Raw genomic sequence first — 12,821 nt, 5'->3', positions numbered from 1 at the left:
GTGAAAGGTCTCACCATTTTGGTGATCTTTTTAATTAACCCTTTAAAATCAGTTACTTATATAAGTTTAAAGCCCATTAAATATTTTCTTGAACAATCCACAATCAGCATCTAAATTCCATTCTTGTCAGGTCTGACAGGATTGAAATTCATCCTCCAGCCACTGGCGCATAACAATCGAAGAACCGGCAAAGACCGGTCAGCCTGCGAGGAAGACGGCATGTCCCTGTTGATCCGTGGCGCCACCGTGGTCACCCACGAAGAGAGCTACCCCGCTGATGTCCTGTGTGTCGATGGCCAGATCTGCGCCATTGGCAAAGACCTACAAGCGCCTACCGACTGCGAGATCCTCGACGGCAGCGGCCAGTACCTGATGCCCGGCGGCATCGACCCGCACACCCACATGCAGTTGCCCTTCATGGGCACAGTGGCCAGCGAGGACTTTTTCAGCGGGACTGCCGCAGGGCTGGCCGGCGGCACCACCTCGATCATCGACTTCGTCATCCCCAACCCGCAGCAATCGCTGCTGGAGGCCTTCCACACCTGGCGCGGCTGGGCGCAAAAGAGCGCGTCCGATTACGGCTTTCACGTTGCCATCACCTGGTGGAGCGAGCAGGTCGCCGAAGAAATGGGCGAGCTGGTCACCCAACATGGCGTGAACAGCTTCAAGCACTTCATGGCCTACAAGAATGCGATCATGGCCGCCGACGACACCCTGGTCGCCAGCTTCGAGCGTTGCCTGCAACTGGGCGCGGTACCCACCGTGCACGCCGAGAACGGCGAGCTGGTCTACCACCTGCAGCAAAAGCTCCTCGCCCAAGGGCTGACCGGCCCCGAGGCGCACCCGCTGTCGCGCCCTTCGCAAGTCGAAGGCGAGGCTGCCAGCCGCGCCATCCGCATCGCCGAAACCATTGGTACGCCGTTGTACGTGGTACACATCTCCAGCCGTGAAGCGCTGGACGAAATCACCTATGCCCGGGCCAAGGGCCAGCCGGTCTACGGTGAAGTACTGCCCGGGCACCTGCTGATCGACGACAGCGTCTACCGTGACCCGGACTGGGCCACCGCCGCTGGGTATGTGATGAGCCCGCCCTTCCGCCCGCGCGAGCATCAGGACGCCCTGTGGCGCGGCCTGCAGTCAGGCAACCTGCACACCACCGCCACCGACCATTGCTGCTTCTGCGCCGAGCAGAAAGCCATGGGGCGCAACGACTTCAGCCGCATCCCCAACGGCACGGCCGGCATCGAAGACCGTATGGCGGTGTTGTGGGACGCGGGCGTCAACAGTGGGCGGCTGTCGATGCATGAATTCGTCGCGCTGACCTCCACCAACACCGCGAAGATCTTCAACCTGTTCCCGCGCAAGGGCGCCATCCGCGTCGGCGCCGATGCCGACCTAGTGCTGTGGGACCCACAGGGCACGCGCACCCTCTCCGCGCAGACCCACCACCAGCGTGTCGACTTCAACATCTTCGAAGGCCGGACCGTGCGCGGTATCCCCAGCCACACCATCAGCCAGGGCCGCGTGGTCTGGGCCGATGGCGACCTGCGCGCCGAACCTGGCGCGGGTCGTTACGTGCAGCGCCCGGCGTACCCCTCGGTCTACGAGGTGCTGGGCCGCCGCGCCGAGCAGCAGCGCCCGATACCTGTGCAGCGCTGAAACTGTCGGGGCTGCTGCGCAGCCCCTGGCCGGCAAGCCAGCCCCCCACGCTCCCAGGTACCTCACTGTACCTGTGGGAGCCGGCTGGCCGGCGATTGGGGCGCATGGTGCCCCACCCCAAGCCCTATAAAAAAGAGAGGCTACAACCGTGATCGACGCCCTGAACCACTTGCCGCGCCCCCGCGCCGGTGCCGACCAACTGGCCGAGCAATTCAGCGACCTCGCGCCGCCCCTCACCGCCCGCCAGGCCGCAGTGGAAAGCGCCCGCTGCCTGTATTGCTACGACGCGCCCTGTGTCAACGCATGCCCGAGCGAAATCGACATTCCCTCGTTCATCCACCGCATCAGCGACGAGAACCTGCAAGGTGCCGCCGAGCGCATCCTGTCGGCCAACATCCTGGGCGGTAGCTGCGCCCGCGTGTGCCCCACCGAGATTCTTTGCCAGCAGGCCTGCGTGCGCAACAATGCCCAGGAATGTGCACCGGTACTGATCGGCCAGCTGCAGCGTTATGCCTTGGACAACGCCGGCTTCACCGAGCACCCGTTCAAACGTTCGCCAGCCACCGGCAAGCGCATCGCCGTGGTCGGTGCAGGCCCCGCCGGGCTGGCGTGTGCACATCGCCTGGCCATGCATGGCCATGAGGTGGTGGTGTTCGAGGCCAGCGACAAGGCGGGCGGCCTGAACGAGTACGGCATCGCCCGTTACAAGCTGGTGGACGATTATGCCCAGCGCGAAGTGGAATTCCTGCTTGGCATCGGCGGCATCGAAATGCGCCACGGCCAACGCCTGGGCGGCAACCTGAGCCTGACAGAGCTGCGTGAGCAATACGATGCGGTATTCCTTGGGCTTGGTCTGGCCGCCGTACGCCAGCTCGGCCTGCCTGGTGAAGAGGCGCCCGGCATGCTCGCGGCCACCGACTACATCCGTGAGCTGCGCCAGGCGGATGATCTTTCGCAACTGCCGTTGGCAGAGCGTTGCCTGGTGATCGGCGCAGGCAACACCGCCATCGACATGGCCGTGCAAATGAGCCGCCTGGGTGCTCGCGACGTCAACCTGGTCTACCGGCGCGGTTACGCCGACATGGGCGCCACCGGCCACGAGCAGGACATCGCCAAGGCCAATCAGGTGCGCCTGCACACCTGGGCCCGCCCCGACGCCGTACTGCTGGACGACGACAACCGCGTGCGGGGCATGCGCTTCGCCCGCACCGAACTGGCCGAGGGCCGCCTGCGCGACACCGGTGAAACCTTCGAGCTGGCCGCCGACGCCATCTTCAAAGCCATCGGCCAAGGTTTCGACGAACACAGCCTCAACGACCCGCTGGCCGCGCAGCTGGCCCGCGACGGCGAGCGCATTCGCGTCGACGAGGGTATGCGCACCAGCCTGCCGGGCGTCTACGCCGGTGGCGACTGCACCGCTCTGGGCCAGGACCTCACCGTCCAGGCCGTGCAACACGGCAAGCTGGCCGCCGAAGCCATCCATGCCCAACTCATGCTCAATGTGGAGGCTGCATAAATGGCCGACTTGTCTATCGTATTCGCCGGCATCAAGGCACCCAACCCCTTCTGGCTGGCCTCCGCGCCGCCGACCGACAAAGCCTACAACGTGGTTCGCGCCTTCGAGGCCGGCTGGGGTGGCGTGGTCTGGAAGACCCTGGGCGAGGACCCGGCAGCCGTCAACGTGTCGTCGCGCTACTCGGCGCATTACGGTGCCAACCGGCTGGTGCAGGGCATCAACAACATCGAGCTGATCACCGACCGCTCCCTGGAAATCAACCTGCGCGAAATCACCCAGGTCAAGAAGGACTGGCCCGACCGGGCGCTGATCGTCTCGCTGATGGTGCCGTGCGTCGAGGAATCCTGGAAGTTCATCCTGCCGCTGGTGGAAGCCACCGGTGCCGACGGTATCGAACTGAACTTCGGCTGCCCGCATGGCATGCCCGAACGCGGCATGGGCGCGGCGGTCGGCCAGGTGCCGGAGTATGTGGAAATGGTCACCCGCTGGTGCAAGACGCACTGCACATTGCCGGTGATCGTCAAGCTCACGCCCAACATCACCGATATCCGCCAGTCGGCGCGTGCAGCGCATCGCGGTGGCGCCGATGCGGTGTCACTGATCAACACCATCAACTCCATCACCAGCGTCGACCTGGACCGCATGGTCGCCCACCCGATCGTTGGGGACCAGAGCACCCACGGCGGCTACTGCGGCTCGGCGGTCAAACCCATCGCCCTGAACATGGTCGCCGAGATCGCCCGCGACCCGCAAACCCGCGGGCTACCGATCTGTGGCATCGGCGGTATCGGCAACTGGCGGGATGCGGCCGAGTTCATTGCCCTGGGCAGTGGCGCGGTGCAGGTGTGCACGGCGGCGATGCTGCACGGTTTTCGTATCGTCGAAGACATGAAGGACGGTTTGGCACGCTGGATGGACCAGCACGGGCACCAGAGCCTGGAAGCCTTCCGCGGCCAGGCCGTGGCGCACACCACCGACTGGAAGTACCTGGACATCAACTACAAATCGGTGGCGCACATCGACCAGAATGCCTGCATCGGCTGCGGGCGCTGCCACATCGCTTGCGAGGACACTTCGCACCAGGCCATCGCCAGTACGCTCAAAGCGGACGGGACCCACGCCTACAGCGTGATCGAAGACGAATGCGTGGGCTGCAACCTGTGCCAGATCACCTGCCCGGTGGAACACTGCATCGACATGGTCGCGCAGGACACCGGCAAGCCGTACCTGAACTGGACCCAGGACCCGCGCAACCCCTACCGTGAAGCGAGCTGACCCGTGTGAATTGCTGGGGCCGTCTTGCTAGCCTTTCGCGACGCAAGGCCGCCCCTGCAATGAAACGCGATGCACCGTGGGCGCGGCCGCAACTCAAGGGCCGCGCCATCAAGGCTCCAGCCCGATACCCCGCAGGATCACACGCGTCACCGTCTGGATCGCACTCTCGAACGCCAGGTCCGACAACGGTTCACCGCCATTGAGCACCGCCACCTGGTAACCGAAGTCGGCGTAGTGCTGGGTCGAAGCCCAGATCATGTACAGCAGTGCCGAAGGCTCCACCGGCAGGATGCGCCCCTCCTCCACCCAGCGGCGAATCTTGTCGACCTTCAGCTTGGCCCACGGCACCAGGCTGTCATCCAGGCTCACCCCAAGCAGCGGCGCGCCATGCAGCATCTCTTCGGCCCAGATCTTCGAGCCCAGCGGCCGTGAGCGAGAATGGCCCATCTTGGCGCGAATGTAGCTGGTCAACACCACCCGTGGGTCGTCGAAGTTTTCGAAACACAGTGCGTCCTGCTTCCACACATCCAGCAGGTCCTGCAGCACTGCGCGGAACAGTTCGTCCTTGGTGCTGAAGTAGTAATGCAGGTTGGAGCGCGGCAGCTCGGCCTGTTCGGCGATATCACCCATGGACGTTGCGCCGTAGCCTTTCTCGGCGAACACCTTTTCTGCGGCCACGAGGATTTTATCGATGTTGCGACGGCGAATTTCGATCTTGTGGTTGGCCATCAGAATCGCGATGCCCTCAATGCCAGCTCATGGCGACGAACGCTCATGCGTATTCCTTGTCGTTTACTCTTGGCCCTAGTCTACTCCGGTCATTTCGCCGAAGACGAGCAACTTGCCCAGACCAGTACACTGCCTTCAACCGCACCGGGCCCGATCCCTTGCCGGGCACTGCGCCCGGTGCAGGTTGAGCGCAGTGTTGATGATGCCGATGTGGCTAAATGCCTGGGGGAAATTGCCCAGCATGCGCGCGCCTGCCGGGTCGTACTGCTCAGCCAGCAGGCCCACGTCATTGCACAGCCCGGTCAGCTTCTCGTACAGCGCCTGCGCCTCGCTCTGGCGCCCCAACAGCACATACACATCGGCCAACCAGAACGAACAGACCAGGAATGTCCCTTCCCCCGGCGTCAGGCCATCACTGCAGCGGTCGCTGTCATAGCGCATCAGCAAACCGTTTTTCAGCAGGCGCTGCTCGATCTGTTCGAGCGTGCGCAGAAAGCGCTCATCCTGCGCCGGCAGGAACCCGGTCAGGGCGATCTGCAGCAGGCTGGCATCCATCTCGCTGGAGCCATAGGCCTGGACGAAATGCTGGCCTTTGGCATCGAGCCCCTGCTCACACACCTCACGGCGGATGTCATCGGCCACCTGCCGGTAATACTGCCCGCGCTCACTGCCCTCCTCGGTGGTCTCAGCCATCCCCGCGGCGCGGTCGAATGCGACCCAGGCCATGACCTTGGAATGCACGAAGTGCTGCCTGCCACCACGCACCTCCCAGATGCCTTCGTCCGGTTCACGCCAGATGCGCTCCAGGTAAGGCATGATCAGGCGAGAAATCGCCGCACTGCGTGGATGCCGGGGCAAACCACCCTTGATCGCCTGGGCCATGGCGTCGGCGACCTCGCCGTAGATATCCAGCTGCCGCTGCTGAGCGGCTGCGTTGCCCACCCGCACCGGCTGTGAGTGCTCATACCCGGCCAGCCACGGCAAGGTGTATTCCTGCAGGTCTCGCTCGCCCGCCAGGCCGTACATGATCTGCATCTGCTCGGGGTTGCCGGCCACCGAACGCAGCAACCACTCACGCCAAGCCTGCGCTTCGTCGAAGTAGCCCAGGTTCATGAACGCCAGCAGGGTCATGGTGGCATCGCGCAGCCAGCAGAAGCGATAGTCCCAGTTGCGTTCGCGGCCAATGCTTTCGGGCAGCGACGTGGTGACGGCTGCGACGATGCCGCCAGTAGGGGAATAGGTCATGGCCTTGAGGGTAAGCAATGAACGGCGCACGCTCGCGCTGTAAGCGCCAACCTCGGGGCAGCGGGCGGCAAAGGCCTGCCACTGGCTGACGGTATGTTCCAGGGCGTGCTCGAGGTCGCAGTCAGGTTGCACCGGCAGGTGCGAAGGTTGATGGCGCAGGCTGAACACCTGGCGCTCGCCGGCGCTCACCCGAAAGCGCGCGACCGTGTGGTGGTCACGGGCATGCGAGGGCACCGTGCTGCACAGGATCAGCCGGTCGGGGCCGGCGACGGCGCTCAGGGTCAACGGGTCGAGCTTTTCCACCCAGGGTACGCTGCGTCCGTAGTCGAAGCGCAGCACCAGGTCCATCTCAAAGTTGATCTCGCCGGCAATGCCCTCGACGATGCGTACCACCGAGTTGACGTCCTCCAGCGGCATGAATTCGAGCACGCGGGCGCGGCCATTGGCCGTGACCCAGGTGGTTTCCAGCACCAGGGTGTCTTCCTGGTATGCCCGGCTGGTACGTTCGACCGGATCGCTGGGCGCCAGGCGCCAGCGACCGTTCTCTTCGTTGCCCAGCAGCGCGGCGAACACCGCGGGGGCATCGAAGCGCGGCAGGCACAGCCAGTCGATGGAGCCGTCACGGCTGACCAGGGCAGCGCTGCGGCAGTTGCCGAGCAGCGCATAGTCTTCGATGTGGGCGGGCATTGAATCTCCTCTATGAGCTGTCTGGCCCGCCAGGCGGGCCGCGTGTCACCCCAACCGGTGCCACTCGCGCTTGTCACGGGCCAGCAACTCGTTGCCAGCCTCTGGTCCATCCTCACCCGCCGGGTACTCATGCACCTCGCCGTCCTGCGCCCAGGCATCGAGAAATGGCTGCACCGCGCGCCAGCCGTTCTCGATGTTGTCGGCACGCTGGAACAAGGTCTGGTCACCGGTCAGGCAGTCGTAGATCAAGGTCTCGTACCCCGTGGCCGGGGTCATCTTGAAGAAGTCCTTGTAGGCAAACCCCAGCTCGACGTTCTCCATGACCAGTTCCGGCCCCGGGCGCTTGGCCTGCAGGTCGAACCACATGCCTTCGTTGGGCTGGATCTGGATCTTCAGGTAGTTGGGCTTGGGCCGCTCCAGCTCCGACTCTCGAAACTGCGCATAGGGCGCCGGCTTGAAGCAGATGGCGATTTCGGTGTCGCGCACGCTCATCCGTTTGCCGGTACGCAGGTAGAACGGCACGCCGGCCCACCGCCAGTTGTCGATCATCACCTTCAGGGCCACGTAGGTCTCGGTCTGGCTGTCGGCCGCCACCCGGTCTTCCTGGCGATACCCGGCCAGGCGCTTGCGGCCCTGCTTGCCGGCGGTGTACTGGCCGCGCACGGAGTTCTTCAGCGCCATCTTCGCCGACCAGGGCCGGATAGCGCCGATCACCTTGGCTTTTTCGCCGCGCACGGCATCGGCACCGAAGGCTGCAGGCGGCTCCATGGCAACCATCGCCAGCAACTGGAACAGGTGGTTGGGGACCATGTCGCGCAAAGCGCCGGTCTGGTCATAGAACGCACCGCGCGTCTCGACCCCCACCGTTTCGGCGGCGGTGATCTGCACATGGTCGATGTAGTGGTTGTTCCAGAACGACTCGAACAGGCCATTGGAAAAACGGCTGACCAGGATGTTCTGCACCGTCTCCTTGCCCAGATAATGGTCGATGCGGTAGATCTGCCGCTCGCTCATCACCTTGAGCAGGCATGCGTTGAGCGCCTCGGCACTGGCCAGGTCGGTGCCGAAGGGCTTCTCCACCACGACCCGGCGATAGCCCCCGGCAGACTCGTCAAGCAAGCCGGCCTCACCCAGGCGCTGGGCAACCTCGGGGAAAAAGCGTGGCGAGGTGGCCAGGTAGAAGATGGCGTTGCCATGGCTGGTCTTGTCGATGCGCTTGGCCAGCGCGGTATAGGTGGCAGGGTCCAGAAAATCGCCGGTCTGGTAGTCCAGGCGCTTGGCCAGGCGTGCCCAAAGCTTTTCGTCCAGGCCCTTGCCCGCGCCCTCGCCGCCTTTGTCGGCGCGCTCACGCATGAACGCGTGCAGCCGCTGGGCAAATTCAGCGGCGGTGGCAGGGTTGTGGTCCACCCCCACGATGCGCAGGTTGCGGTCGAGCAGGCCGTCCCGGCCCAGGTTGTACAGCGCCGGCATCAGCAGGCGCTTGACCAGGTCACCGTTGGCACCGAACAGGAACAGGGTACAAGGGCCAGCTGCAGGAATGGTCTGTCGGGTCATTGGCCTTTCTTCTCGACGTGGCCACCGAAGCCCAGGCGCATGGCCGAGAGGACCTTGTCGCCGTAGGTGCCTTGCTGCTGGCGTGAGCGGAACCGGGCGAACAAGGCACTGGACAGGACCGGCACCGGCACCGCCTGCTCCACGGCTGCATCGATCGTCCAGCGGCCCTCGCCACTGTCTGATACCGAGCCGCTGAACTGCGTCAGCTGCGGGTCGGCCACCAGGGCGTCGGCGGTGAGGTCCAGCAGCCAGGAGGTGACCACGCTGCCACGGCGCCATACCTCGGCGATTTCGGCGACGTTCAAGTCGAAGCGCTGTTCTGGCGGCAGTTCATCGCCGCCTTTGCTGCGCAGCAGGTCAAAGCCTTCAGCGTAGGCCTGCATCAACCCGTATTCGATGCCGTTGTGCACCATTTTCACATAGTGGCCAGCGCCGGGCGGGCCTGCATGGATGTAGCCATGTTCGGCGCGGCCGTGCTCCCCTTCGCGCCCCTGGGTGCGCGGAATGTCGCCAACGCCCGGTGCCAGCGCCTTGAACAGAGGCTCCAGGCGCTCGAACACGTCCTTCTCACCGCCGATCATCATGCAGTAGCCACGGTCCAGGCCCCAGACACCGCCGGAGGTGCCGACGTCCAGGTAATGCAGCCCACGCTTGGCCAGCTCGACGGCGCGGCGCATGTCGTCCTTGTAGAAGGTGTTGCCGCCGTCGATGATCGCATCGCCCGGCTCCAGCAGCTCGGCCAGTTGTGCAATGGTCTGCTCGGTCGGTTCGCCCGCCGGCAGCATCACCCATACCGCCCGTGGCGCCTTCAGCTTCTGCACCAGCGCGCCAAGGTCGTGGGCACCTTGGGCGCCCTCGCCTTCCAGCCCGGTTACCGCCTCACGGTTACGGTCGTGCACGACCGTACGGTGTCCGGCGCGCATCAGCCGCCTTGCAATATTGCCGCCCATGCGGCCCAGCCCGACGATTCCCAGTTGCATGAGCCGATGCTCCCCTTGAAAAAATGAATGACAACACAGTCCAGCGTTTCAGATTAGTCCAGCACACCGCCCGAGGGTTCAGCGACGAACGGCGAGACAACGTTAAACAAAAAAGTTCCAATGAGCAGTGAAAGAATTCAGAATGCCCGCCGCGTGAAGCGACTACGCTTTTATTGTCACCAGCCAAAACCGCGAGGTGTTTACATGGGTACCTTGATGCCTGCCACTCCAACCCAGACCCTCTATGTATCTGTGCGCCGTGATGAACTGCGTAAATTGAAGGACGAACGCGACCAGCTTCGCCAGCAGGTCGCCCGCTTGCACATGCAATTGGAGCAGGCCCGCTCCGGCGACGACAAGGCCATCGGCCTCTGATCGGCTATCCCTCCAGTGGGGGCCAAAGCGCTCCCACCGCCTCACCCCGCACGGCCGAAGTACGGAAACTTCCTAACACCGGCCCTGACCGCACCTGACATCCAGCCGGGTGCTGCAGCACGCATGATGCGCCTCGAGCGCCCCATTCCGGGGCCTGCTATGCACGAGGACTGATTGTATGCGCGGTTTTCCCATCTGGCTGCCGCTCGCTACGCTGAGCTTCATCGGCGCGCCGGCATTCGCCAAAGCCCAAGGCGAATGTCATGTTGCCCGGCATGACGAGATACTTGGGTTGTTCGAGCAATGGAACGCGCGCCTGCAAAGTGGCGATCCGGGCCAGGTTGCAGCGCTTTACATGGACGGGGCCCTGCTTTTACCGACACGCTCGGCCAGCCCACGGCTGACTCGGCAGGCCCACATGGACTACTTCCGTGGCTTCCTTGCCGAGCGCCCCGTCGGCACCTTAGATGAAACCCACGTGTTCGCCGGTTGCGGCGAAGCAACCCTGGCCGGCCTCTACACCTTCCGCTTCGCCAGCACGGGCAAGGCGGTACCGGCACGCTTCACCTTCAATTACCGGCGCATCGACGGCGAGTGGCTGATTACCCATCACCACTCCTCTGTGCTACCCACTCAATGAGCCAAGTCACCCGCCGGGACCAACCCACGGCTTGATCCATTCAAAACGGCCTCCTCGCGCGTGAATCCGCTGCACGCCGACGTCGTGGCACCGCCACGCACGGATGCACCCGCGAAGGGGCCATTTTCCGCACCAAAATAGTGCATCCAGGGTATTGCGCTACAAAATGGCGCCCCTCGAAAACACCCCGCCCAACCTTGGAACGCCGTCGTTCGATGGCAGTATCACTCGCCAACGTTTGCGTCTATCTCGCGTCATAACGAAAGTGACCAGTGGGTCACCCTTTTTACTTCCGGTCTCCTACACTCAGCTTTCGGCCCGCGATTTGCTCAAGGAAGAGGCGACAGCAAAAAAGTCGAACTTTTACAAAAGGCGGCGGGTCAGGAACTTTAAGCAGGCCAAGGCAATGGGACCCCCTTCGCTGCAGCCGCTCACTCCTTCCAGACCAGACGCCTTCGGCCGGAATGCCGATCGCGACGTGCGCGCGCACGACCATGGGGCAAGGATGCAGTACCTGGATACAAAGCAGAGATAACCAGCACGAAATAAAGCAAACGGGTGCCAGCACCCGGCCACACCATAGGGACGGAGAGAAGTATGATCAGTGCCGCTGTCGAACCTCACGTAGATTCATTCAAACCGGAAAACCGCGAACCGATCACCCCGGATTTCGCCACGACAGTCAAGGCACCCGGCGCTCAGCGCCAGCACAACCCCAACAAACGCAAGATCCTGTTCGTCACCTCCGAAATTGCCGACCTGATCAAGACCGGCGGTTTGGGCGACGTTTCGGCGGCACTGCCACGCGCATTGGCCCATCTGCACGATGTTCGTGTGCTGATCCCTGGCTACACCCAGGTGGTCGAAAGCGACAACCCCATTCATATCGTTGGCGAACTGGGCGGCCATGCTGCCCTGCCGCCGTGCAAGATCGGCCGTATGGACATGGCTGACGGCCTGGTCATCTACGTGCTGATCTGCCCCGAGCTGTACCAGCGCGACGGCACACCCTATGGTGCCAACAATGGTCGCGACTGGCCCGACAACCACATCCGCTTCGCCCGCCTTGGCCTTGCCGCGGCCGAGATCGCCGCCGGTGAAGGCAAGATCCACTGGACGCCCGAAGTGGTGCACGCCCATGACTGGCCTGCAGGGCTGGCCCCGGCCTACATGCACTGGCGCGGCCTGAGCACCCCGACCCTGTTCACCATCCACAACCTGGCTTACCAGGGCGTGTACAGCCGCGCCTGCAGCCCGGAGCTGGCGATCCCCGACCATGCCATGCAGCAGGAAGGCATGGAGTTCTACGGCAAGCTGTCCTTCCTCAAGGCCGGCCTGGCTTACTCCAGCCATATCACCACGGTCAGTGCCACCTACGCCCGCGAGATCACCACCCCAGAATTCGGCTGCGGCTTGGACGGGTTCCTTGCCAGCAAGGCTCAACAAGGCCTTCTCGGCGGCATCCCCAATGGCATCGACGAAAGCTGGGACTCGGCCACCGACAAGCACCTGCAGCACAACTTCAGTATCAACGACTGGGATGGCAAGGCGCGCAATGCCGAGGAAGTCCGCCGCCTGTTCGAACTCGACCCCAGCGAGGGGCCGCTGTTCGCCGTGGTCTCGCGGCTGGTGTTCCAGAAAGGCCTGGACCTGACCCTGGGCGTGGCCGACTACATCGTCGAACAGGGCGGGCAGATTGCGATCATCGGCCGTGGCGAGCCTGAAGAAGAGCAAGCCATGCGTGAACTGGCCCTGCGTCACCCCGGCCGTATCGGTGTGCGCATCGGCTTCAACGAAACCGATGCGCGGCGCATGTTCGCCGGCAGCGACTTCCTGTTGATGCCGTCACGCTACGAGCCCTGCGGCTTGAGCCAGATGTATGCGCAGCGTTTCGGCTCATTGCCCGTGGCGCGCAACACCGGAGGGCTGGCCGACACCATCGAGAATGGCGTGACCGGTTTCCTGTTCGATGAGTCGACCGTGGAGAGTTACCGCGAAGCGCTAAGCCGCGCCTTCTATGTGTTCGACAAGAAGAACCTGCTCAACGCCATGCGCTGCCTGTCGATGACTCAGCCGTTCAACTGGTGCCAGGCGGTCGAACCCTACGCCCGTCTCTACGAGGACCTGGTCAAACAGGCACAGCTGAGCCACTACTGAGCGG

The 12,821-nt window shown here is 63.7% G+C and carries 10 protein-coding genes; 6 read left to right on the top strand and 4 right to left on the bottom strand.

Features of this window, described 5'->3' with window-relative positions:
• Nucleotides 1-219 precede the first annotated feature (219 nt).
• The 3 genes from hydA (at nt 220) to preA (ending at nt 4,450) form a co-directional block, all read left to right on the top strand.
• On the top strand, nt 220-1,659 hold the full coding sequence (hydA, locus tag JNA92_RS03405) for a dihydropyrimidinase (RefSeq protein WP_241803311.1): 1,440 nt from the start codon (nt 220-222) through the stop codon (nt 1,657-1,659).
• Between the two features lie 148 nt (nt 1,660-1,807).
• Nucleotides 1,808-3,175: an NAD(P)-dependent oxidoreductase gene (locus JNA92_RS03400; RefSeq protein ID WP_241803310.1), complete on the top strand. Its 1,368-nt coding sequence runs from the start codon at nt 1,808-1,810 to the stop codon at nt 3,173-3,175.
• Entirely contained in the window at nt 3,176-4,450 is a 1,275-nt protein-coding gene (preA, locus tag JNA92_RS03395; RefSeq protein WP_241803309.1) for an NAD-dependent dihydropyrimidine dehydrogenase subunit PreA, read from the top strand. It abuts the gene before it with no gap.
• A gap of 108 nt (nt 4,451-4,558) precedes the next feature.
• Here the strand turns inward: preA and JNA92_RS03390 are convergent, their stop codons facing one another.
• The 4 genes from JNA92_RS03390 to gnd form a co-directional block, all read right to left on the bottom strand.
• Nucleotides 4,559-5,179 carry a TetR/AcrR family transcriptional regulator gene (locus tag JNA92_RS03390; protein WP_241803308.1) on the bottom strand — a complete coding sequence of 207 codons (621 nt, stop codon included), beginning with the start codon at nt 5,177-5,179 and terminating at the stop codon, nt 4,559-4,561.
• A gap of 135 nt (nt 5,180-5,314) precedes the next feature.
• A complete protein-coding gene (locus tag JNA92_RS03385) occupies nt 5,315-7,111 on the bottom strand; it encodes a glycoside hydrolase family 15 protein (RefSeq protein WP_241803307.1) in 1,797 nt (598 codons plus the stop codon).
• A 45-nt stretch (nt 7,112-7,156) separates the two neighbouring features.
• Nucleotides 7,157-8,665, bottom strand: coding sequence for a glucose-6-phosphate dehydrogenase (gene zwf / locus JNA92_RS03380; RefSeq protein ID WP_241803306.1), 1,509 nt, complete (start codon nt 8,663-8,665; stop codon nt 7,157-7,159).
• Nucleotides 8,662-9,645 carry a phosphogluconate dehydrogenase (NAD(+)-dependent, decarboxylating) gene (gene gnd, locus JNA92_RS03375; RefSeq protein WP_241803305.1) on the bottom strand — a complete coding sequence of 328 codons (984 nt, stop codon included), beginning with the start codon at nt 9,643-9,645 and terminating at the stop codon, nt 8,662-8,664. Before gnd ends, zwf begins: the two co-directional genes overlap by 4 nt.
• 204 nt (nt 9,646-9,849) lie before the next feature.
• Between gnd and JNA92_RS03370 the strand changes: the two genes are divergently transcribed.
• The 3 genes from JNA92_RS03370 (at nt 9,850) to glgA (ending at nt 12,817) form a co-directional block, all read left to right on the top strand.
• Nucleotides 9,850-10,020, top strand: a complete 171-nt coding sequence (locus JNA92_RS03370; RefSeq protein WP_241803304.1) for a DUF6026 family protein — start codon at nt 9,850-9,852, stop codon at nt 10,018-10,020.
• A gap of 178 nt (nt 10,021-10,198) precedes the next feature.
• The gene (locus JNA92_RS03365; RefSeq protein ID WP_241803303.1) at nt 10,199-10,660 is read left to right on the top strand and encodes an SgcJ/EcaC family oxidoreductase; all 462 of its coding nucleotides are present in this window, start codon (nt 10,199-10,201) and stop codon (nt 10,658-10,660) included.
• A gap of 597 nt (nt 10,661-11,257) precedes the next feature.
• On the top strand, nt 11,258-12,817 hold the full coding sequence (gene glgA / locus JNA92_RS03360; RefSeq protein WP_241803302.1) for a glycogen synthase GlgA: 1,560 nt from the start codon (nt 11,258-11,260) through the stop codon (nt 12,815-12,817).
• Nucleotides 12,818-12,821 lie beyond the last annotated feature (4 nt).

Origin of the sequence: Pseudomonas putida (assembly GCF_022627325.1) — a bacterium.
Taxonomy (GTDB): Bacteria; Pseudomonadota; Gammaproteobacteria; order Pseudomonadales; family Pseudomonadaceae; genus Aquipseudomonas; species Aquipseudomonas putida_X.
Note: the sequence above shows the minus strand (reverse complement) of the source record. Positions and strands in the feature narration are given on the sequence as shown.

Excerpts from the sequence above, each read along its gene's own strand:
- zwf (WP_241803306.1), bottom strand. The coding sequence starts at position 8,665 with ATGACCCGACAGACCATTCCTGCAGCTGGCCCTTGTACCCTGTTCCTG.
- JNA92_RS03390 (WP_241803308.1), bottom strand. The coding sequence starts at position 5,179 with ATGGCCAACCACAAGATCGAAATTCGCCGTCGCAACATCGATAAAATC.
- JNA92_RS03385 (WP_241803307.1), bottom strand. The coding sequence starts at position 7,111 with ATGCCCGCCCACATCGAAGACTATGCGCTGCTCGGCAACTGCCGCAGC.
- glgA (WP_241803302.1), top strand. The coding sequence starts at position 11,258 with ATGATCAGTGCCGCTGTCGAACCTCACGTAGATTCATTCAAACCGGAA.
- JNA92_RS03365 (WP_241803303.1), top strand. The coding sequence starts at position 10,199 with ATGCGCGGTTTTCCCATCTGGCTGCCGCTCGCTACGCTGAGCTTCATC.
- gnd (WP_241803305.1), bottom strand. The coding sequence starts at position 9,645 with ATGCAACTGGGAATCGTCGGGCTGGGCCGCATGGGCGGCAATATTGCA.
- hydA (WP_241803311.1), top strand. The coding sequence starts at position 220 with ATGTCCCTGTTGATCCGTGGCGCCACCGTGGTCACCCACGAAGAGAGC.
- JNA92_RS03370 (WP_241803304.1), top strand. The coding sequence starts at position 9,850 with ATGGGTACCTTGATGCCTGCCACTCCAACCCAGACCCTCTATGTATCT.
- preA (WP_241803309.1), top strand. The coding sequence starts at position 3,176 with ATGGCCGACTTGTCTATCGTATTCGCCGGCATCAAGGCACCCAACCCC.